We start from the raw sequence: 20,645 nt of genomic DNA, 5'->3' as shown, positions 1-20,645 counted from the left end.
CCGGGGCGGCGGTGGGCTGCCAGTGTGGCGCATCAGCCAGAGGGCGGCAGGATCAGGATGGCGCGGAAGTCGTTGACATTGGTCAGGGTCGGCCCGGTGATGACCTGATCGCCAAGACCTGCAAAGAAGCAATGCGCGTCGTTGCGGGAAAGGGCCTTGGCCGCATCAATGTCTGCGGCACCTGCGCGGGTGAGCGTGTCGGGGCCGATGATGGCCCCCGCCACCTCGGCCGCGCCATCAACGCCGTCTGTATCGCAGGCAAGGGCGTGAATGCCCTTGGCCCCTTGCAGGGCCAGCGCGAGCGCGAGGCAGAATTCCGCATTGGGGCCGCCGATCCCGTCGCCGCGTCGGGTGACGGTGAGTTCGCCCCCCGACAGGAGCAGGATGGGCTTATCGCCCGGCCCCATCGCGGCGCGCAGGGCCAGGGCCTGCGCGGCTTGGGCGGCGGCGACATCGCGCGCCTCACCCTCGAGCGCGTCGCCCAGAAGGCGGACATCCGCCCCGGCGGCGGTGGCCAGTATTGCTGCCGCCTCAAGCGATTGGGCGGGTGCGGCGACGACGCGGTTTTCTACGGTGGACAGGCGGGGGTCGCCGGGGGGCACCACGCCTGATCCTTGCGCCAAGGCCAGAGTGACAGAGGGCGGCACCGGAATCGACCATCGGTCAAGGACGGCGCGGGCGTCCGACAGGGTGGACGGATCGCCCACGGTTGGCCCCGATCCGATGAAGGCCGGGTCATCCCCCGGCACGTCCGAGATCATCAGCGCGAGCATCCGGGCCGGATGCGCCGCTGCCGCCAGTTGCCCGCCCTTCACCCGGCTAAGGTGTTTGCGGACGGTGTTCATCCGGTCAATCGGCGCGCCGGAGGCGAGAAGGGCCGCGTTGACCGCGCGCTTTTCTTCCAGCGTGACGCCCGCCACCGGGGCCACCAACAGGGCCGAGGCGCCGCCCGAGATCAGGGCGAGGACGAAATCCCCCTCTCCCAACCCCGCCAGAAGGTCGACCATGCGGGCAGTCGCCTTGGCACCAGCAGCATCGGGGACGGGGTGGGCGGCTTCGACGATCTCGATCCCTTTGCAGGGGCGGGCATAGCCGTAGCGGGTGATGACCAGCCCCTCGCAGGGGCCCCAGACGGATTCGACCGCCTCGGCCATGCGGGCGCTGGCCTTGCCTGCCCCGATCACCACCACGCGGCCCGTCGGTTTGAGGGGCAATTGGGCGGGCATCATGCGCATCGGATCGGCCACTTCGACCGCGCGGTCGAAAAGCTTCCGCAGGGCCGATTTTGCGCCTGTCTCATCGAACCGCATCGATCGCTCCATTGATACGTAAATTACGTAATTTCATCGTTCCAGCAGACGGGCCATGGCCGAGGCACGCAGGCGCGACAGGGCGACCGCCTGATCGGGCAGGACGGCCCGGAAGGCCACGGGCGCATGTGGCCTGATTTGGGCGAAGGCGTCCAGTTCTGACGCGATGATCGTGGCGATCTTGGGATAGCCCCCTGTGGTCTGGTGATCGGCCAGAAGGACGGCGGGGACGCCATCGCCTGCCACTTGGATCGCGCCGCGCAGGACGGGTTCGGACGGAATGCCAAGGGCCGATTGCGGTGCGAGCGAGGGGCCGCGCAGGCGCACCCCCATCCGGTCATAGGCATCGGTCAACCGGAACGTCGCGCCAAGAAGGAGGTCCAGCCGATCCGCGCCGAAAAAGCGGTCTTGCGGGCCGATCACCACGGCCACCTCGGCCCTGGGGCGTGCCCAGACTGGGCAGGGGATGGCGGCATCGGGCAGGAGGCGGGGGTTTTCCACCGTAAGCCTTTGGCCGGCCACGATCGCCCCCCCGCCGAAGCCCGACAGCGCATGTGTGGCCGCGCTGCCCAGCCATTCCTTGGCCACAAGCCGCCCGGCGAAGGCCAGCGCGCACCACATGCCCCAAGGGCCGCGGCGAAGGGTCAGGCGGTCGCCCGTCTGCAAGGTGAGGCGCTGCCATGATCCGTGGCGGGCCGTGCCGACCTCGGCCAGAAAACCGCCCCCGGCGAGGGCGATGGTGAGGGGGCCTTGCTCGACTTCGACCGTCAGGCCCGCGAGGGAGACTTCGATGGCGGGCGCAGCGGGCGCGTTGCCTGCGGCGTGATTGGCAAGGGCCAGTGCCGCACGGTCCATGGCACCGGAGGCGGGGACGCCAAAGCGCAGATATCCCGCCCGCCCCCCATCCTGCACCGAACAGAGTGGCCCGGCCTGCACCACGCGCAAGACGGCCTTTGTCATCGGCCTGCCCCCAGCGTGTCGGCGGAAATGCGGGTGAAGTGCAGCCTGTCGCCCACGTCGAACAGGAAGGGGCGTGCGGGGTCGCCGGTCAGGATCGCGGCGGGGGAGCGGCCGATGACCCACCATCCCGTCGGCATGGTAAGCGTGGTCACAAGGCATTGGCCGCCCGCGATGATCACGCTGCCTGCCGGGACGGCGCGGACGGGGGCCGCCTTGCGCGGCAGGCGGAGGGGTTCGGGCACCCCGGTCAGATAGGCATAGCCGGGGGCGAAACCATACATCGCCACGCGGTATTCGCCCGCGAGGTGGGTAGCGATCACCGCATCCGGGGAAAGCCCCGTCTGATCGGCAACAGCGGCCAGATCGGGGGCAAAAGGGGCGTCATAGCAGACCGGGATGGCATGGTCGCGGCCAAGGGTCGTGCCTTCCGCGAGATGGGAAAGACGGGTGGTCAAGGCATCTGCGACTGCGGCATGGTCGGTCAACAAAGGGTCGAAGATCACCATCAGATTGACCATGGCGGGCACAATTTCGACCTGCCCCGGCACGGGGTTCGACTGCAAGACGCGGTCAAGCGCCCACACTTGGGCCTGCACCTTTGGCCCCACGGCATCGCCCAGTTCCACAAGGACGGCGCGATCCGCCACCGGCACGCAGCGCGGTTCCATCCTTAGCCCCCGGCAAAGGGGCAGAGCGTGACGCCCGCCTTTTCCAGCGTGCTGCGGACAGCGCGGGCCATGGCCACCGCATCGGGGCTGTCGCCATGCACGCAGATGGAGCCTGCCTGAAGCGCGATTTCGCCCCCGCCAAGGACCGGCATCTTCCCCGTTTCGACAAAGCGCAGCATGCGCGCGGCGGCCTGATCGGCATCATGCAGCACCGCCCCCGGCTGCCCGCGCGGCACAAGGCGGCCATCGGCCTGATAGGCGCGATCGGCAAAGACCTCGGCCACGACGGGCAGGCCGGCCTTGCGGCCCTGCACCTCAAGTTCCGTGCCGGAGATCGCAAGAAGGGCCAGCCGCCCTGGCTGTGCCGCGACCGCCGTGGCGATGGCTGTGGCAACTTCGGCACGATCGGCGGCGAGGTTGGCAAGCGCCCCATGCGCCTTGACGTAGCGCAGCGGCACGCCTGCCAGCGCCGCCACCCCGGCCAGCGCGCCGATCTGGGCCGCGACCATCCGGATGATGGCATCGGGCGTCATCGGGATGACCCGGCGGCCAAAGCCCTCGCGATCCGGGTAGCCGGGATGCGCGCCAACCACGACGCCCCGCGCGGCGGCGGTGCGCAGGGTATCATGCATCACTTCGGGATCGCCGGCATGGCCACCGCAGGCGATGTTGGCCGAGGTGACCACGTCAAGCATCGCGGCATCATCGCCCATCGCCCATGGGCCGAACCCTTCGCCCAGATCGGCATTCAGGTCGATCTTGCGCATATCCCCCGCCCCTTCCGATTCGGCCCCGTCTTTTGCGGCGATCCTGCCCGTCACTTGCGGAATGCGAAACCCTTCGCCGCCGATCATGGCCCGGCAAAGCGTGGCGGGGAGAATTATCCCCCTTGCGCAGGGTTATCGGCTTCGCTAAATCCCGCCCACCTGCCAGCGTGGCCCGTTCGTCTATCGGTTAGGACACCAGGTTTTCAACCTGGGAAGAGGGGTTCGACTCCCCTACGGGCTGCCACTTTCCTTGATATGCAATGCGACGACCGGCCCCTGCCGGATCAATCTATGCAGGTTGATGTGCCGGTGCCTTGCAACTCGAAGCTTGTTTCAAACCGATAGAGCGACACGGCGCGGCGTTCGAACAGGATCGACGGCACCAGATCGAAGGTCGAAACGAACGGGACCTGCACATCCGTCACGATCATCGTGGCCCCCACCGCCATGAGAGGCAGCACATTGGCATCAAAGCCCGGACCGGCATCGGCCAAGGCCAGCGCGCCGCAGGGTGAATAGGACCAATCCACTTGGATCTGGGGCGGGTCGCCGGGCACGGCACCGGGTTGCAAGGTGACCTGCGTAAAGCGGATCGCGGCGTTCTGTTCCGGGTTCAGGATGAATTCCGCCGTGGTTTCCAGCCCGTCCAGAAAGCTGCGATCCAAAACAAGCCCGCGCTGGCGGGTGATCAGGTCGTTGATCGTATAAGCCATCCGATCCGTGACGGCATGCGAGTTATAGGCCTGCCACCACAAGTAAAAGCCCATGATCAGCATGTTGAGCAGGATGACCGAGGCCAGCATCTCGAACGTGATGGAGCCGGACCTGTTTTGCCCAAAGCGTGAAAGACTGCGCCAGAACCGCATTCCGCCCTTAGTCCTCTGGTTCATTGACAAAGGCCGTGCGGGCGAAAAGCTGGAAAGCATCGTCCCAGATCGGCGTGATCGTATCGACGACAAGGCAGGCGCGGACGACCATTAGATCGTTCTCGGCCCCGATGTCATAGATTTCACCGGCGCGCGCGGCCCGAATCTCTTCGCTGCGGCGGGTGCAGGGGGCCTGCGGTCCCGGCATGGCGAAGGTCGTCGTATTCACCCGGGTGAATTCCAGCACCATGGATGACTCGCAATCAGACACCGTAAGCATTCTGTCGCAAACCAGCCCTTCCAGTGCGGTCACGCTGGGGTCGGTGATGGCACCAAGGCGCACCTCGCGCATCGTCACATCCAGCGCCTGTTGCAGCAGGGTGTTGCGCGCCATCAGGAAACAGAGTTCCAGAATGATGATGAACATCATGAAGATGATCGGGAAGGCGAACAGGAATTCCACGCTGGCGGCGGCGCGTCTGTCCCTGACAAAGCGGCAAAGGCGACGGCGCAGGGTCATTCGGCCAACTGAAGCTGGGTAATGTTGAGGGCGATGTCGTTGAAGGCCTGCGAAAGCGCGCCGGGCGTGGACGCGGAGAAGAAAAAGGACGCACTGCGTGCGCAGGACTCGAGCGTGGGGGAATTGGTCGTCTCGGTTTCAAATAAGATCGAATAGACGAAGATGTTGCTGGCGCGGGCGAGGTTGCAGGCCTCGGTCAGTTGGGCATCCTTGGTGGCGGCGGTCACGGTCAGGCCGGGGGGCAGATAGTCTGCCAGCGCAGCCTCGAAGGCGGCTTGGCGTTCGGCAGTGTTGGCGGCGCGCGCCGCCCCTATCCCAGTGGCCTGATTGACCGAACGCGCGTGGAATTCCCAAGCCACGTAGCGCACCTTCATGCGGCGCCACACCTCGCGCCAATCCATCTGCCGCGCGGGCAGGCCCGTGCTGGTGGCGTTCTGCCATGGCACCGCCCGCCAGCCCCCTGGCGCATTGCCCGCGGTGGCCGTTAAATGCGGCACCCAATATTGGTCAGGGCCCGGACGCAACGGATTGTGCCACGAAAGGTTGTTGTCATTGCCGATCCAGAAGGGCGACGGGCCGCTGAGATAGGCCGGGTTCAGCCTTGGTTCATCGACATTGGTCCCGTCCGACATCAGGACGATCACCTTGATCGCGCTTTGATCGGTGAAGGCGCGCGGATGGCCCACCGTGCTGGGCGGCATCAGGTTGCTTTGGCGCAGGGCGGTATAGGCATCCTGCATCGCGGGGTCGAGAAAGGCCATGGCCCAGCGCATGCCCAGATTGATCGAGGTGTTGGACGTGGCGACCAATGCGTTGATCTTGGCCTGAAGGGCAGCGATGCGCTGCGCCGGGGTGCCAAGGGCTTCAAAGCCGAAATCGGGCGGGAAGACCACGTTATTGGTCGCCGGAGACGGGTTTAGGCGAAAGAAGCTGCAGAGGTTTTCCTGCAAGGTCGCGACGGCAAAGGTGGTGCTGGTCGGCGCGGTGCGGGCGTTGGTCTGGTTGGTGCTGCCCAGCATGTCGACAAAGGGCGTGGCAGGCAACGGCGCGGTGGTGGAGATGGCGGTGCTGTCATAGCCAGTGGCAGGCAGTTCGACACAGCGCTGTTGGGTGACATCCGGCCCGATCCGGGTGGCACCATTCATGATATTCAGCGGCACATCGGTGAGGTTGAACTGGTTGCCCAGCGTCGCACCCAGATTGACCTGAGTATTATAAGGAACGATGGCGATCTTGACATTACCTTGCGTGTCTTCGGCCAGCATCTGGCTGACAAATGTATTCGCCGCCGCCTTCAGATCGCCCATTGGATTGGTGGAGATCGGTGACGCAAGGTTCATGGAAGCCGAGACATCCAGCGCCAGAACGATTTCCAGATTGCTGAACGTTTCCTGCGCGGTGGAGGCAACGCCCAGTTCATAGGTCACCGGGTCTTGCAGGAAGAAGCTTTCGACGGAAAGGTCGGCGGTGGCGGTGACCGATTTCTCGCGCCCTGTGGTGGCGTTGAAGCTGGTGATCGTTGCCTCGAAACCGTGTTTTTCAAGGCAGTCGTCGAACACATCGCGCGGGGGAAGCGTCTGGCGCTGCGCGGCGGCGTTCAACACGCAGATATCGAGGACGGATTGGGACAAAGACCGCCCATGTTCGACGCGGACCGTGTTCACGGCCAAAGCACCGATCAGGATGACAGTCCCCATAACGATGAGAGTGAAGGGCAGAAGCCCCCCCCGCTCGGACCGAAAGAACTGCATACTTTTCAACCACCAACCGTGAACCATTTAACGAAACAGAAGGTACACGCTGCGGCAGCGAGGGCAAGCCCGTCCGGTGCGTGGCCTGAATGTCCCGAAAGAGCGCGGTGAAAAGGCCACGCTGCCCGCACAGGATGATCTGCGGCGGGCGAGCAGCGGCGCAGCAATGGCTTGCTTGATGGGCGATCTTGCCTATCCTGCGCGCAGGATGTTCCTTCTATGTGGTGTAAAATGTCGCCCCGGCCTTTCATGAAAGCTATTGCTGCGCATATTGCCCTGATCCTTGGCCTTAGCTCGCCCGCTTTGGCGGTGACCTGTTCTGACACCGGAGGGCAGTATGAGGCGTGGAAACCCCTCATGGCCGCCGAGGCAGAGGCGGCGGGGGTGGGACGGCGCGGGATCGAGGCATTGATGGCGACGCGCTATTCCAAGGCGACGATCGGGGCGGATCGCAATCAGAAAAGCTTTCGCTATAGCCTTGAGAAATTCCTAGAGGTGCGGGGGGCCGATGCCATCGTCAGCATCGGGCGCAAGCGCAAGGCGCAGAACCCCGATTTCTATGCCGCGCTGGAACGGCAATATGGCGTGCCTGCGGGTGTCTTGATCGCCATTCACGGGATGGAAACGGGGTTTGGCAATTTCATGGGCGATACCAATGTCGTCTCGGCCATCGCCACCCTGTCCTATGATTGCCGTCGTTCCGATTTCTTCACCCCGCATCTGATCGCCGCGCTGAAACTGGTGGATCAGGGGACGATCTCGCCCGCGACGGTGGGGGCGAAACATGGCGAGTTGGGGCATACCCAGTTCCTGCCCGGCAATGCGCTGACCTATGGGGTGGATGGCAATGGGGACGGCCGCGTCGATCTGACCGATCTGGTCGATGCCATGGCGTCCACGGCGAATTTCCTGCGCCAGAAGGGGTGGCGTCCCGGTGCGGGCTATCAGGAAGGCCAGCCGAATTTCGCGGTGATCGAGGAATGGAACGCGGCCACCGTCTATCAGCAAGCCATCGCCCTGATGGGCGCACGGATCGACGGCTGACACTGGCAGGGCGGTTGTTTCGGAGGAATGGTACCGCCTCCCCGGCTCGAACGGGGGACCCCCAGATCCACAATCTGGTGCTCTAACCAACTGAGCTAAGGCGGCACTCGCGGGCCGTTTACCCCCCTGCCCCGACGATTGCAAGAGGATGATTGCCCCTTTGACCAAGTGCTTGGGCCCGGTCCGGCTTGCCTCGCCCTGCATCCCGCGCTAGGGCAGGAGAAGACGGTAACGGGACGCGCGAACATGGGCATCGACAAGCAAAGCGATATCGCCGCCAACATCCAGATCGGCCCCACCGATCAGGGCATGGTGCGCATCTATGTGGAGGCGGAAGGCGGGATTGAACTGCCTCTCGACTTTGACCCGGATGAGGCGGAAGAGATTGCCGAGGAATTGCGCGCCGCAGCCGAAGCCGCGCGCAGCGTCGGCAGCAGCGCGCCCAAGAAACCGGGCCGTCGCTAAGCCTTACCAGCCCGCGACCATCGCACCGGGATCGCGCGCCGCTTGCAGGCGCAGCGCCGCATGGCGGGCGAATTTCTGCACCATCACCTTGCGCCGTGCCGGGGCCAGCGGCACCTCTGGCCCCATGCGCAAAATCTCGGCATCATAGGCATCGGCAAGGATCAGGCCGGTTCCTTCGGGCAGAAGGTCCACCGGAAAATCCGCATCCACCGCCCAGAAGAACCTGTCACACCAATCCAGATAGCCCTGCCATTTGCGATCCGCCGCATAATCGGCGCGGCCGGATTTGCATTCGACAACCCAGACCTCGCCCTTGGGACCAAGCGCCATGACATCGACCCTAAGGCCGGGTGTCGGCACCAATTCCTCGACCGTCACGAAATCAAGCGCGCGCAGACCACGGCAGACGCCACGCGCAAGGCGCTGTCCGGGTTGGGCGGGCAAGGGTTCGACGGCCTGTTCCATGCGCCAAACATGAACCAATCGTGAACATCCTGCAAGCCCCCGGTGGGCCGGTCAGAAGATCGGCCTTGCTGTAACGGGCGGCTCGCCCTATCTGCATAGGCGGCGGGTGCTGCTCTTCGCGTGCGAGGCTCTTTTCCAGTGGCCGATAAGCAACCGAATGGGGGCTGGCTCTGGCAGGATCCTGGTCCTGCTATCTGGCGCCCACCTGAGACCTCTGGCTCTCGGGAAACCATGCCATCCACGGTCGCTGCGGGCCCGCCACCTAGCGCTTTTTGTCGGAACCATCCTGCGCGCCAATCGTGACGACGCGCAGCGCGAATTGGACAGAGGCGAAAAGGCCGCCGAAGAAGACGGCCATCATCCCGGCGGCAAGCAACCCGTCCCGCCCGGTCAGCACCAACCGCCCGATCTGCGCCACGTCAAGGATGACGAGCAGAAGAACAAAGCCGATGCCAAGGGCAAAGCCCAGAAGGACGCTGTCGATATAAAGGCGGATCAGTTTCGGCATGGCGACCCTCCGGTGATCCCGTCACCAGCTAGGGCCCAATTGCCTTGGGTAAAGGGTGCGGGCGGCCTTAGCGGCGCAGCGCCCGCTTTACCGGGGTCTTTTGCGCCGCGACCTTGACCGGGATCGGTTCCAGCCGGACCGCGCGGCCACCGCGCGGGCCATCGTCATGATCGGCCATGCGCATGATGACATAGGCGAATTGCGCGCCCGAAAAGATGATCCCATTGAAGACGATCAGCATCGCTGCCGCAACAAAGCCCGTGCTGGACCCAAGGATCAACCCGCCCAGACCGCCGATGTCGAGCCACAGCAGTGCGCCAAGGAACAGGACGGACAGAGCAAAGCCCACTGCGATGCTTTGGATATAAAGGCGCACGAGTTTCGGCATCTCACGACTCCCTGATTACAGAGAGAGCCTAGCCCCTTGCCCGGCAAGGTCCACATCCAAAATGACGCAGGGGGCGCAAGGCCCCCCATTCCAGCGAGATCCCGCCCGTGACCGCCCTAGAAAGCGGCGGGCTTTGCCTCGCGCGCCATATGATCCAGCACGGCATTGACGAATTTTGATTCCTTGCCTTCGGGGAAGAAGGCCTTGGCGACATCGACATATTCGGTGATCGCCACCTTGGGCGGCGTGTCCATCCCCACGATTTCCCCCCCCGCCGCGCGAAAGAGGGCGCGCAGGACGGGATCGATCCGGTCGATGGGCCATTTCGCGACCAGCGCGCGGTCGGTCAGCTGATCGATCTTGGCCTGCCAGTTCACGGCGGCATCGACGACCTTGCGGAAATGGTTGGGATCGCCCTCTTCCATTTCGGCATCTTCGAAGACCTCGCCAAAGCGGTGGGTTTCGAATTCGCGGGTGACGGATTCGACGGTCTGGCCGCTGGCTTCCATCTGGAACAGGGCCTGCACGGCATAAAGCCGTGAGGCCGATCTCATGCGTTTGGCGTCAGGCGCGGTCATGCGCGGAATCCGATCCCCTTGGTTTGGCCCGCCCAATTGCGCGAAAGCGCGATCAGATGCAAGGCCGCCGCTGCCGCGCCGCCGCCCTTGTCCTGCCCCATCGGATCGGCCCGCACCTCGGCCTGCGGTTTGTTTTCAACCGTCAAGATACCGTTGCCGATGCAGGCCCCTTGCAAACCAAGAAGCGAGAGGGCGCGGCTGCTGTCATTGCAGACCGTGTCGTAATGGGTGGTTTCCCCCCGGATCACGCAGCCCAGCGCAACATAGCCATCATATTTGGCCTGACGTTCCGCCATGGCGATGGCGGTGGGCACTTCCAAAGCACCGGGCACTTCGACCAGATCGACCTCGGCCCCGCATTTCGCCGCCATCGCGCGCGCGCCTGCGATCAGGTTGTCGGCGATGTCGCGGTAATAGGGGGCCACGACAATCAACAGTTTCACCGGCTTGTCGAAGACCGGCAGAGGCAGGGTGTAGTGACCTTCATTCGCCGCCATGACCTATACCTCCCGGATCGGGCGCGTGCCCGCGATGGACAATCCATAAGCCTCAAGCCCCACAACCTTGGGGGCTGCGGAATTCGTCACCAGCGTGATCTTCGACAGGCCCAGCGCAGAAAGGATCTGCGCGCCAAGCCCGTATTGGCGCAGGGTTTGGGGCGAATGTTCGCCCCCTTCGACCATCTTCATGGCCGTGTCGCGCAAAAGGACCACGACGCCCCGGCCTTCCGCCGCGATCAGGCGCATGGCGGCCGGCAGATCGCCGCCGCCGCCCACGCCCAGCACATCCTCAAGCGGGTTGAGCGCATGGACACGCACCAGAACCGGATCGACCCCCGTCAGATCGCCCTTGGTCAGGACGACATGTTCGGCCCCTTGAGTTTCATCGGCAAAGACCCGCATCAGCCAATCGCCGCCATGGGCGGAGGTGACGGCTTTCACCGCCTTTTCGTTGACCAGATTGTCATGTCGACGGCGATAAGCGATCAGGTCGGAAATCGTGCCGATCTTAAGCCCATGCTTCTGGGCAAAGGACACAAGGTCTGGCAGGCGGGCCATGGTGCCGTCGTCATTCATGATCTCGCAGATCACGCCCGACGGGTTGAGGCCAGCAAGGCGCGACACATCCACCGCTGCCTCGGTATGGCCTGCGCGCACCAAGACGCCGCCATCCCGCGCCCGCAGAGGGAAGATATGGCCGGGTGTGGCAATATCCGCCGCGCCCTTGGTGGGGTCTATGGCGACCGATACGGTGCGCGCCCGATCTGCCGCCGAAATGCCGGTGGTCACGCCTTCGCGCGCCTCGATCGACAGGGTGAAGGCGGTTTCGTGGCGGCTGGAGTTCTTGGGGCTCATCAACGGAAGGCCCAGTGCATCGATCCGCGCGGCCGGCAGCGCAAGGCAGATCAGCCCACGCCCATGGGTGGCCATGAAGTTGATGGCCGAGGGCGTACACATCTGGGCGGGGATGACCAGATCGCCTTCGTTTTCGCGGTCTTCGTGATCCACCAGAATGAACATGCGCCCGTTGCGGGCATCTTCGATGATCTCTTCCACCGAAGAGATGGCATCGGAAAAATCAGTCTTCGTCTCGCTCATGCGGATGGCCCTTGCAGCTTGTGCCAAGCGTCCTAGCGCGCAGCGCGGCCAAAGGCCAGTGCAGAGGCGACGCACAGCCGTTGTGCATCGACATATGGCAGGGGTGGGGGCGTTTTCTGACGCAGAAAACGCGGCGGAAAATGACGCATTTTCCGGTCACCCGCGCCGGAAGGGGTGGCTTCGTTTTCTGCGTCAGAAAACGACGCGAAATCTGCGTCAGATTTCGCCGCCCCCTTGGCCTGTCGCGAAATAGCGATCCGACGGAACCCATCCGGCCAAACGACCGGCCGCGCACCAGTCCCGTTCCAGCGCGGTATCGCCCACAAGGATCACGCGATCCCCCGGCACCCGGCCCAAAGCGGCACGCACCGCCGCCCCCGCCGCGCCCCAGCGGCCCAGCAATTCGGGCGCGGGATGGACGGCATCAAGCGCCTGCCCCCCTGCCCCCGCAAGCTGCGCCACCGTCAACGGTCGGATCGCCAGCGCGACGCGGCCGCACTCACGCAATGCGGCCAGTTTCGCGGCGCGATCCATGGGCAAGGTCGGGTTTGGCGCGACCATCCGCAGCGCGTTCGACGAAAAGAGCAAGGCCACAACATCATGTCCCGTCGCCGCCCGGACCGAGGCATAGCTGCGGTAATCAAGGCCCAGTTCCGCCGCCCGCTTCACCCGCAGGCGGACCACCTCGATGGGAAGCGTGGGCAGAAGCCGCGCGCGGGCCGCCGTCCAGCAATGCTTGCGCCACCCGAACCCCGGTTCCAGCGACGGGCCGCCGTTATGGCCAAGGCCAGTCACTGCCCCCACTCACGCAGCCGCGCGACATAGCGCGCCATCGTATCCACCTCGAGGTTGATGCGATCCCCCAGCTTGACCCCGCCCCAAGTGGTGGCCTTTTGCGTGTGCGGGATGAAATTGATGCCGAAATCCGTCCCCTCCACCTCATTCACCGTAAGCGAGGTGCCATTCAGCGCGACGGATCCCTTCGGCGCGATGAAGCCTGCCAAGGCATGCGGCGCGCGAAAGGTGACGCGGAGCGAGTCGCCCTCGGGGCGCAGGCCCACCACTTCGGCCAGACCATCGACATGGCCCGACACGATGTGGCCGCCCAGTTCATCGCCCACCTTCAGCGCGCGTTCGAGGTTGATGCGGCTTCCGGGCCCCCAATTGCCCAGATTGGTCTTTGACAGGCTTTCGGCGCTGATTTCCACGTCAAACCAGTTTTGCGGGGCAGTGCCGAGTGCGATAACCGTGAGGCAGACACCATCGCAGGCGATGGAGGCGCCGATATCGATGCCGCCGACATCATAGCCCGTGCCGATGCGGGCGCGCAGGTCGCCACGACGTTCGACCTCTAGCACCTCGCCGATATCCGTGACGATCCCGGTGAACATCGCGCCTCTCCTTATCTTCTTCCGACCAAGACCTAGCCTTGCGCGTGGTCTTGTTCAATGCATCGCAATCCGCCCTAATTCTGCCCCGGAGCATCGTCATGCTGGTCCCGGTAATGAGTAACGCCTATCTTTCGTGCAGCCAAAGGCAGGAGAGCGAAGGGAGGCCCGTCCAAGTGGGGCGCAAGATGCGAGTATCCGGCCAAGGCCGCAGCTTCCTTTTCCTTCAGGGTCCGCATGGGCCGTTTTTCTACCGTTTGGGCAAGATGCTCTGCGCGGCGGGGGCGGATGTGCATCGCGTGGGATTCAACCGCGGCGATCAGGCCTTCTGGCCGGATCGGGCCAGCTATATCCCCTTCCGCGACAAGGTGGAGCTTTGGCCTGCCAAGCTGGATGCGCTGATTGCCGAACTGGGTATCACCGATATCGTGCTTTATGGCGACACGCGGCCCGTTCATGCCGCAGCCGTCACGGCGGCCCATACCCGTGGCCTGACGCTGCATGTGTTCGAGGAAGGCTATCTGCGCCCCTATTGGGTGACCTATGAACGCGGCGGATCGAATGGCAATTCGCGCCTGATGCGCCTGTCGCTGGAGGATATGCGCGCAGCCCTTGCCCGTTCGCCGTCAGATCAACCGGATGCGCCCACCTCTTGGGGCGATATGCGACAGCATATCTTTTGGGGGGCCTTCTATCACTGGTTCGTCTTTATCGGCGCGCGGGCCTATCCGGGCTATCGCCCGCACCGGGCCTTGACTGTCTGGCAAGAGGCGAAGCTGCACCTGCGTCGCCTTGTGCTGCAACCCTTCCACCGGTGGGAGCGCATGCTGCGCACCACGCTGATCCGGCATTCGGGCCATCCGCTGCATCTGGTTCTGCTGCAACTTGAACATGATGCCAGCTTTCGGACCCATTCCCCCTTTCAATCGATGACGGAATTCCTTGCCCTGGTGATGGAGGGTTTCGCCGCAGGTGCGCCGCAACATCATCATTTGGTCTTCAAGGCGCATCCTTTGGAAGATGGCCGGGTGCCGCTGCGCGCCGAAATACGCCGTCTGGCCCAGCTGCACGGGGTGGAGGCGCGGGTTCACTACATCCCCGGCGGCAAGCTTGGCACGCTGCTGAACCTTGCCCGGTCGGCGGTGACGGTGAATTCGACGGCGGGCCAACAGGTGCTGTGGCGGGGATTGCCGCTGCGGACTTTTGGCGCGGCGGTCTATGCCAAGCCGGAATTCGTATCGGACCAGCCACTGCCTGCCTTCTTTGCTGCGCCAACCCGGCCCGACCTGCGTGCCTATCGGGATTTCCGCCGCTATCTTTTGGAAACGTCCCAAGTTCCAGGCGGCTTTTATTCGGCGCGCGGGCGGCGCGAATTGCTGCGTCAGGTCACCGATATGATGCTGTCGCCCGACGATCCCTATGATGCGCTGCGCCTTGGAAACGCGGCGCATCGGCAACAGTTGCATCCCGTGGCATGAGGCGGAAAGAAGGTATTTGGCAAATCCGCCCGTCTTCCTGTAGGGTTACCGTCAAAACTTGAGGCAAACTCCATCCAAGGAGCCCGAGCAGTGAAAATGACGGTATCGAACGGGGCGCGGGCCGCGGCCCTTATTCTTATGGTGGGCGCAGTGGCAGGCTGCGGCCTTCCGCGCAGTGGCCCAAACAAGGCAGAGCTTTTTGCAGGGTCCGTCCTGCGGGAAGGGGATGCCTTTGTGGTGACGGTGAACAGCCGTGTGGCGCAAGCCACGGCGGTAACGCCCGCACTTGGCTTTTCTTCCAGCTTCCTAAGCGCGGGTCGCATCGGATCGGATACGATTGCGGCCGGGGATCGGCTTTCGGTCACCGTTTATGAAAACGTCAAGGATGACCCCCTGCTGGGCAATACCGGCCAGCGCCTTTCGCAGCTGAGCGAATTGCAGGTGGATGGCGAGGGTTTCATCTTTATCCCCTATGCCGGTCGCATCCGTGCCGCGGGCGCCTCGCCCGAAGAATTGCGAACCGAGATCGCCAAGAAACTTGACCCGCAAACGCCCGATCCGCAGGTGATCGTGCAGCGGATTGCCGGCGACGGGTCGACCGTCACGATTTCCGGCGCGGCAGGGGCGCAGGGGGTTTATGCCATCGAACGCCCGACACGGACGCTTTCATCCATGATCGCACGTGCGGGCGGCGTATCGATCGACCCGGAAACCGCCATCGTGCGCGTGACGCGGAATGGCCATACCGGGAAGGTCTGGCTTCTGGACCTGTATGAAAACCCGCGGCTTGATATCGCGCTGCGTCCGGGCGACAGCATCGTGATCGAAGAAGACACCCGTGCCTTTGTCGCCATGGGCGCAACCGGGGCGCAAAACCGCGTCCCCTTTGAAACGCAGAACCTTTCCGCGATCGAAGCCTTGGCCATTGTCGGCGGGCTGAACACCAGCCTTGCCGATCCGACAGGCGTTTTCGTGCTGCGTAACGAACCGGCGGAAGTGGCGAATGTGGTTCTGGGCCGCAACGATCTGGTGGGGGCGCAGCGCATGATCTATGTGCTTGATCTGACCCAACCCACGGGGATGTTCGAGGCGCGCGATTTCATCATCCGCGATGGCGATACGGTCTATGTGACCGAAGCGCCTTATGTGCAGTGGCAAAAGGCCATCGGTGCGCTTACCGGCGCCACCAGTGCGGCGAATTCCTTGGCAAGTGCCACCGGGACGAACTGAGCCGGTCATGCCGGACCAATCCAACAGCACCGCCGGGGCCATTCCCCGGCGGTTGCGTTTCCTGAATGGCGGCTTTCTGAACCCCGACCTTCGGCGCATTCTCGCCGCGGCGGGGCATGAGTTGCGCGCGGGCCTTCCCCGCCCCGGCGAAGGGGTGGTGGTCTGGGGGCAGTCTCCGACCGCGTGGCGCGGTGAGAGGGCGGCGTCGCGTCACGGCGCGCCGCTGATCCGGGTTGAGGATGCCTTTCTGCGGTCCTTGCGTCCGGGGCGGCAAAGGGGGCGCGGCAATGGCCCCCTTGGCCTCCTGATCGATCCGGTTGGGCTGCATTATGACGGCAGTGCGCCGTCGCTGATCGAAGAGATATTGCGTCAGAATGAATTGAACGATTCGAACCTTTTGCTTCGAGCAAAGGATGGAATTGGTCGAATTCAGGCTGGCCACTTATCTAAATACAACATTCATGACCCAGGGATGGCCGCGCCACCGCCGGGCTATGTGCTGCTGGTGGATCAGACGCGCGGCGATGCCTCGATCCGCTATTCGGGGGCGTCGGAGGCCACGTTTCAAACCATGCTTGCCACCGCGCGCGAGGAACATCCCACCGCGCGGATCGTGATCAAGACGCATCCCGAAACCCGCGCGGGCCTGCGCCCGGGTCATTTCGATGCCGCGCATCTGCCACCGGGGGTTACGCTTTGCGACGACCCAATCTCGCCTTGGGCGCTGCTGGAGGGGGCGATTGCTGTCTATACTGTCTCGTCGCAGATGGGGTTCGAGGCGATCCTTGCAGGCCATCGGCCCCGCGTCTTTGGCCAGCCTTTCTATGCCGGTTGGGGTCTAACCGTCGATGAACAGCCCCTGCCCCGTCGCCGTCGCAGCCTGACCCGCGCACAGCTTTTTGCCGCCGCGATGATCCTTGCCCCGACATGGGTTGATCCCTGCCGGAACCGGCTGTGCAGTTTCGAAGAGGCGCTTGATCAGTTGGAGGCCGATGTTTTCGCGTGGCGGGCGGATCGCTACGGCCATGTCGCGCTGAAGATGCGGCTGTGGAAACGCGCGCCCCTGCAACAGGTTTTCGGGCGCGAAAAACCTGTGGTCTTTGCCGACAGCCCCGAGAAGGCCGCGCGGATCGCGGCAAAGAGCGGGCGGCGGTTGATCGGCTGGGGCGACCGCGCGCCCGATCTGCCGGGGCTGATCCGGGTCGAGGACGGCTTTCTGCGGTCGCGCGGATTGGGGGCGGATCTGATCCCGCCCCTGTCACTGGTGATGGATGACCTTGGCCTTTATTTTGACCCCACCCGCGAAAGCCGGTTGGAGCGGTTGATCCTTGCCCCCCCGCCCCCCGGTGGCGTGGGGCGGGCGGAACGGTTGATCGCGCGCCTGATCGCGCTGCAAGTTTCCAAATATAACCTGACCTGCGCGCCCCTGCCCGATCTGCCACAGGGGCACCGCATCCTTGTGCCGGGACAGGTGGAAGATGACGCCTCGATCCGGCTGGGCGCGGGCGAGGTGAAGACAAACCTTGCCCTGCTGGAAGCCGCGCGTGCGGCGAACCCCGATGCAGTGATCCTTTACAAACCGCATCCAGATGTGGAGGCGGGGCTGCGCCCCGGTTCCATAAACCCTGCGGCCTTGGCGGGCCTTGCCGACGCGGTGCTGACCCAAGCCGATCCCATCGCCTTGATCGCGGCTTGTGACGAGGTCTGGACCATCACCTCCACCCTTGGGTTCGAGGCACTGCTGCGGGGCAAGCCTGTTACTACACTGGGCGTGCCCTTCTATGCGGGCTGGGGCCTGACCCGCGATCTTGGCCCGGTTCCGTCGCGGCGGTCGCGCCGCGCCGATGGCAGCCTGCAACCGCGCCCGACGCTGGCAGCATTGGCACATGCCGCGCTGATCGCCTATCCGCGCTATTTCGACCCGGTCACCCGCCGCCCCTGCCCGCCCGAGGTCGCATTGGACAGGCTTGCCCATGGGCCAATCCCGCATCCCGGCCGCGCCAATCGCCTGCTGGCGAAACTGCAGGGGGCCTTTGCGGGACATGCGCATCTTTGGCGGCGCTAGCCCGGATCAGTAGATATAGCGGATCTGTTCCATCCAAAGCCGTTCGGTCCGCCGAAGGCCTTGGCCGATCTGATCGATCGCCGACAGGTCCAGCACCCCACGCCGATAGATCAGCGCGGCATGGCGGGCGAAAAGTTCGGCAATCATCGTGCGGAGCTTGCGTCCCTTTTCCGTCAGTTTCACGCGGACGGAACGGCGGTCCACATCCGACCGTTGATGATGCATATAGCCCGCCTCAACCAGTTTCTTCAGATTGTAGCTCACATTCGAGCCCTGATAGAAACCGCGCGTTTTCAATTCCCCGGCGCTGAGTTCATTTTCGCCGATATTGAACAGCAAAAGACCCTGAACAGGGTTCACTTCCACGATCCGAAGGCGTTCAAATTCATCCTTGATCACGTCCAGAAGCAGGCGGTGCAACCGTTCCACCAGCCCCAGCATATCAAGATAACCCGCATGGAAGGCCCGTTCCGACCCATCCAGCACCATGTCCTGCACCGTCATCGCAACCCTCCGCAACCATGTCACGAAGGGCAGATTCGTCGAAAAATCCCAATATCCGGTAAAGCCCGATTACCCCTGCCGCGCCAGACGCCCGCGGGCATAGGCCGCGATCTCGGCCAGAAGGGGGGCGATGCCCGATGGCGGTTCGGACTGCCCCAGAATCCAAGACATCAGATCCTGATCATTTTCGGCGAGCAGGCGGTCATAGACCGCCAGCCGCCCTTCATCCAGCGCATCAAGATGCGCATCCGCCCAAGGCCCCAGGACAAGGTCCATCTCCTTGGTCCCCCGCCGCCAGCTGCGCATCTTCATCCGCTTCAGCCGTGCCTCTGCCGTTTCGGTCATCTTGCATCCGCCCCGTTGCGCATCGCCTGCGCCCGAAGGCGCCCTTCCAACTCGCCCATCCGGCCTGCCAGTGCAAGCATCTCGGTGCGCATCTGGGCCACTTCGCTGGTCAGGCGGCGCATCTCTTCGGGCACGGGGCCGCCTTGAACGGGGGCCTCTTCCTGCCCACCTTCGCCTGTCAAAAGCCAGCGCAAGGACACGCCCAGAAGGCCCGCCATCATCTGCATCTGGTTGGCGCGCGGTTCGCGCTGGTCGCCTTCCCAGGCCTCGACCAAGGGGCGTCGCACGCCGAGCCTGCGCGCAAAACCCGCGACTGTCAGACCCGCCGCCTCGCGCGCATGGGTCAGCCTGTCACCAAAGGTTGCCACGTCATCGGTGAACACCATCGCCTCATCGTCGGCCGTCACATCGCCCGTGCCATGTTCCGCCATCTTGCCTCTCCTTCTTTCGATATCGCTTGATTGCAGGGGGGGCCGACCCTAAGACCATGCACCGGAAAAGACAAACCCTGTTGCCCGAAAAAGGTTCCCCCCATCATGGCTTTCCTGTCCGACACGCTGGCCCGCGTGAAACCCTCGCCCACCATTGCCGTCACCAACAAGGCGCGTGAATTGGCGGCAGCCGGGCGCGACATCATCGGTCTTGGGGCGGGGGAACCCGATTTCGACACGCCGCAGAACATCAAGGACGCGGCAAAGCGCGCGATCGATGCCGGGCGGACCAAATACACCGCCGTGGACGGCATCCCGGAACTCAAGGCCGCGATCTGTGCCAAGTTCCTGCGCGAAAACGGACTGACCTATACACCCGCGCAGGTGACCGTGGGTACGGGCGGCAAGCAGATCCTGTACAACGCGCTGATGGCCACGCTGAACCCTGGGGATGAGGTCATCATCCCCGCCCCCTATTGGGTCAGCTACCCCGACATGGTGCTTTTGGCGGGCGGCACGCCTGTGCCTGTGGTGGCGGGGATCGAAACGCAGTTCAAGCTGACGCCTGCCCAGCTTGAGGCGGCGATCACGCCACGGACGAAGTGGTTCATCTTCAACTCTCCGTCGAACCCTACCGGGGCGGGCTATACGCGCGACGAATTGAAGGCACTGACCGATGTTCTGATGCGCCACCCCCATGTCTGGGTGATGTCGGATGACATGTACGAACACCTCGTTTTCGACGATTTCAAATTCTGCACGCCCGCCGAGGTGGAGCCCGGCCTGTATGACCGCACGCTGACCTGCAACGGCGTGTCAAAGGCCTATGCGATGACAGGCTGGCGGATCGGCTATGCGGCGGGACCTCTGGCCCTGATCAAGGCGATGGGCACGATTCAAAGCCAATCCACCTCGAACCCCTGTTCCGTTTCGCAATATGCGGCGCTGGAGGCGCTGTCGGGCCCGCAAGATTTTCTGGCCGAGAACCGCGCCCTGTTCCAACGCCGCCGCGATCTGGTGGTGTCGATGCTCAATCAGGCCAAGGGGATCACCTGCCCTACGCCGGAAGGGGCGTTCTACGTCTATCCCGACATTTCGGGCTGCATCGGAAAGGCCACGGCCACAGGCAAGATCATCACCAATGACGAGGTCTTTGCCGAGGCATTGCTGGAAGAAACCGGGGTCGCCGTGGTCTTCGGGGCGGCCTTCGGTCTTTCCCCGAACTTCCGCGTCAGCTACGCTACAGCGGATGCGGTACTGGCCGAGGCCTGCACGCGCATTCAGAAGTTTTGTGCGGGGCTTGTCTGAGGGAGGGT

Annotated in this window: 24 protein-coding genes and 2 tRNA genes; 7 read left to right on the top strand and 19 right to left on the bottom strand. The window is 64.0% G+C overall.

Annotation, left to right across the window (positions count from 1 at the left end):
- Positions 1-32 precede the first annotated feature (32 nt).
- From QF092_RS01480 to QF092_RS01465, 4 genes are read right to left on the bottom strand one after another with little or no spacing between them, the layout of a single operon-like run.
- The gene (locus QF092_RS01480; RefSeq protein ID WP_281466929.1) at positions 33-1,310 is read right to left on the bottom strand and encodes a glycerate kinase type-2 family protein; all 1,278 of its coding nucleotides are present in this window, start codon (positions 1,308-1,310) and stop codon (positions 33-35) included.
- Positions 1,311-1,343: 33 nt separating this feature from the next.
- The gene (locus QF092_RS01475) at positions 1,344-2,270 is read right to left on the bottom strand and encodes a 5-oxoprolinase subunit C family protein (protein WP_281466927.1); all 927 of its coding nucleotides are present in this window, start codon (positions 2,268-2,270) and stop codon (positions 1,344-1,346) included.
- On the bottom strand, positions 2,267-2,938 hold the full coding sequence (gene pxpB, locus QF092_RS01470) for a 5-oxoprolinase subunit PxpB (protein WP_281466925.1): 672 nt from the start codon (positions 2,936-2,938) through the stop codon (positions 2,267-2,269). The genes QF092_RS01475 and pxpB overlap by 4 nt, the downstream gene beginning before the upstream one ends.
- Positions 2,939-2,940: 2 nt before the next feature.
- Positions 2,941-3,705, bottom strand: a complete 765-nt coding sequence (locus QF092_RS01465) for a LamB/YcsF family protein (RefSeq protein ID WP_281466923.1) — start codon at positions 3,703-3,705, stop codon at positions 2,941-2,943.
- A gap of 169 nt (positions 3,706-3,874) precedes the next feature.
- Here QF092_RS01465 and QF092_RS01460 point away from each other — a divergent pair.
- Positions 3,875-3,949: transfer RNA gene (locus QF092_RS01460), tRNA-Glu, on the top strand.
- Positions 3,950-3,989: 40 nt separating this feature from the next.
- Here QF092_RS01460 and QF092_RS01455 read toward each other — a convergent pair.
- The 3 genes from QF092_RS01455 to QF092_RS01445 all read right to left on the bottom strand — a co-directional run bounded on the left by QF092_RS01455 (position 3,990) and on the right by QF092_RS01445 (position 6,842).
- The gene (locus QF092_RS01455; protein ID WP_281466921.1) at positions 3,990-4,508 is read right to left on the bottom strand and encodes a hypothetical protein; all 519 of its coding nucleotides are present in this window, start codon (positions 4,506-4,508) and stop codon (positions 3,990-3,992) included.
- A gap of 70 nt (positions 4,509-4,578) precedes the next feature.
- Entirely contained in the window at positions 4,579-5,091 is a 513-nt protein-coding gene (locus QF092_RS01450) for a TadE/TadG family type IV pilus assembly protein (RefSeq protein ID WP_281466919.1), read from the bottom strand.
- On the bottom strand, positions 5,088-6,842 hold the full coding sequence (locus QF092_RS01445; RefSeq protein WP_281466917.1) for a hypothetical protein: 1,755 nt from the start codon (positions 6,840-6,842) through the stop codon (positions 5,088-5,090). The genes QF092_RS01450 and QF092_RS01445 overlap by 4 nt, the downstream gene beginning before the upstream one ends.
- 249 nt (positions 6,843-7,091) lie before the next feature.
- On the opposite strand from QF092_RS01445, the gene QF092_RS01440 reads away from it, so the two are divergent.
- Positions 7,092-7,886, top strand: a complete 795-nt coding sequence (locus QF092_RS01440; protein ID WP_281466915.1) for a lytic murein transglycosylase — start codon at positions 7,092-7,094, stop codon at positions 7,884-7,886.
- Between the two features lie 28 nt (positions 7,887-7,914).
- Here the strand turns inward: QF092_RS01440 and QF092_RS01435 are convergent.
- A tRNA-His gene (locus tag QF092_RS01435) sits at positions 7,915-7,991 on the bottom strand.
- 141 nt (positions 7,992-8,132) lie between these two features.
- Between QF092_RS01435 and QF092_RS01430 the strand changes: the two genes are divergently transcribed.
- Positions 8,133-8,351: a DUF6324 family protein gene (locus QF092_RS01430; protein ID WP_281466912.1), complete on the top strand. Its 219-nt coding sequence runs from the start codon at positions 8,133-8,135 to the stop codon at positions 8,349-8,351.
- Positions 8,352-8,354: 3 nt separating this feature from the next.
- Here QF092_RS01430 and QF092_RS01425 read toward each other — a convergent pair whose 3' ends face one another.
- The 8 genes from QF092_RS01425 to QF092_RS01390 form a co-directional block, all read right to left on the bottom strand.
- The gene (locus QF092_RS01425; RefSeq protein WP_281466910.1) at positions 8,355-8,816 is read right to left on the bottom strand and encodes an MmcB family DNA repair protein; all 462 of its coding nucleotides are present in this window, start codon (positions 8,814-8,816) and stop codon (positions 8,355-8,357) included.
- 262 nt (positions 8,817-9,078) lie between these two features.
- Positions 9,079-9,324, bottom strand: a complete 246-nt coding sequence (locus QF092_RS01420; protein WP_281466908.1) for a hypothetical protein — start codon at positions 9,322-9,324, stop codon at positions 9,079-9,081.
- A 67-nt stretch (positions 9,325-9,391) separates the two neighbouring features.
- Positions 9,392-9,712, bottom strand: a complete 321-nt coding sequence (locus QF092_RS01415; RefSeq protein WP_281466906.1) for a hypothetical protein — start codon at positions 9,710-9,712, stop codon at positions 9,392-9,394.
- 116 nt (positions 9,713-9,828) lie between these two features.
- Positions 9,829-10,290 (bottom strand): transcription antitermination factor NusB, encoded by a 462-nt coding sequence (gene nusB, locus QF092_RS01410; protein WP_281466904.1) that lies wholly within the window; start codon positions 10,288-10,290, stop codon positions 9,829-9,831.
- Positions 10,287-10,787 (bottom strand): 6,7-dimethyl-8-ribityllumazine synthase, encoded by a 501-nt coding sequence (locus tag QF092_RS01405; protein ID WP_281466902.1) that lies wholly within the window; start codon positions 10,785-10,787, stop codon positions 10,287-10,289. Before QF092_RS01405 ends, nusB begins: the two co-directional genes overlap by 4 nt.
- A 3-nt stretch (positions 10,788-10,790) precedes the next feature.
- Entirely contained in the window at positions 10,791-11,888 is a 1,098-nt protein-coding gene (gene ribB, locus QF092_RS01400; RefSeq protein WP_281466900.1) for a 3,4-dihydroxy-2-butanone-4-phosphate synthase, read from the bottom strand.
- Between the two features lie 216 nt (positions 11,889-12,104).
- The gene (locus QF092_RS01395; protein ID WP_281466898.1) at positions 12,105-12,692 is read right to left on the bottom strand and encodes a hypothetical protein; all 588 of its coding nucleotides are present in this window, start codon (positions 12,690-12,692) and stop codon (positions 12,105-12,107) included.
- Positions 12,680-13,279 carry a riboflavin synthase gene (locus QF092_RS01390; protein ID WP_281466896.1) on the bottom strand — a complete coding sequence of 200 codons (600 nt, stop codon included), beginning with the start codon at positions 13,277-13,279 and terminating at the stop codon, positions 12,680-12,682. The genes QF092_RS01395 and QF092_RS01390 overlap by 13 nt, the downstream gene beginning before the upstream one ends.
- Positions 13,280-13,464: 185 nt before the next feature.
- On the opposite strand from QF092_RS01390, the gene QF092_RS01385 reads away from it, so the two are divergent.
- The 3 genes from QF092_RS01385 to QF092_RS01375 all read left to right on the top strand — a co-directional run bounded on the left by QF092_RS01385 (position 13,465) and on the right by QF092_RS01375 (position 18,049).
- A complete protein-coding gene (locus QF092_RS01385; protein WP_281466892.1) occupies positions 13,465-14,754 on the top strand; it encodes a capsule biosynthesis protein in 1,290 nt (429 codons plus the stop codon).
- Between the two features lie 96 nt (positions 14,755-14,850).
- Positions 14,851-15,984 carry a polysaccharide biosynthesis/export family protein gene (locus QF092_RS01380; RefSeq protein ID WP_281470123.1) on the top strand — a complete coding sequence of 378 codons (1,134 nt, stop codon included), beginning with the start codon at positions 14,851-14,853 and terminating at the stop codon, positions 15,982-15,984.
- A gap of 7 nt (positions 15,985-15,991) precedes the next feature.
- Positions 15,992-18,049 (top strand): capsular polysaccharide biosynthesis protein, encoded by a 2,058-nt coding sequence (locus tag QF092_RS01375; protein ID WP_281466890.1) that lies wholly within the window; start codon positions 15,992-15,994, stop codon positions 18,047-18,049.
- A 6-nt stretch (positions 18,050-18,055) separates the two neighbouring features.
- On the opposite strand, the gene QF092_RS01370 is transcribed toward QF092_RS01375, so the two are convergent.
- From QF092_RS01370 to QF092_RS01360, 3 genes are all read right to left on the bottom strand, one after another.
- Complete coding sequence (locus QF092_RS01370) at positions 18,056-18,553, bottom strand: MarR family winged helix-turn-helix transcriptional regulator (protein WP_281466888.1); 498 nt, start codon at positions 18,551-18,553, stop codon at positions 18,056-18,058.
- Positions 18,554-18,622: 69 nt separating this feature from the next.
- Positions 18,623-18,898 carry an FAD assembly factor SdhE gene (locus tag QF092_RS01365; RefSeq protein ID WP_281466887.1) on the bottom strand — a complete coding sequence of 92 codons (276 nt, stop codon included), beginning with the start codon at positions 18,896-18,898 and terminating at the stop codon, positions 18,623-18,625.
- A complete protein-coding gene (locus tag QF092_RS01360) occupies positions 18,895-19,329 on the bottom strand; it encodes a helix-turn-helix domain-containing protein (RefSeq protein ID WP_281466884.1) in 435 nt (144 codons plus the stop codon). The genes QF092_RS01365 and QF092_RS01360 overlap by 4 nt, the downstream gene beginning before the upstream one ends.
- A gap of 105 nt (positions 19,330-19,434) precedes the next feature.
- On the opposite strand from QF092_RS01360, the gene QF092_RS01355 reads away from it, so the two are divergent.
- Positions 19,435-20,637, top strand: coding sequence for a pyridoxal phosphate-dependent aminotransferase (locus QF092_RS01355; protein ID WP_281466882.1), 1,203 nt, complete (start codon positions 19,435-19,437; stop codon positions 20,635-20,637).
- Positions 20,638-20,645 lie beyond the last annotated feature (8 nt).

This window comes from Fuscovulum ytuae, from assembly GCF_029953595.1.
GTDB lineage: Bacteria > Pseudomonadota > Alphaproteobacteria > Rhodobacterales > Rhodobacteraceae > Paragemmobacter > Paragemmobacter ytuae.
The sequence above is the reverse complement of the archived record's forward strand: the minus strand, read 5'-3'. Positions and strand labels throughout refer to the sequence as shown.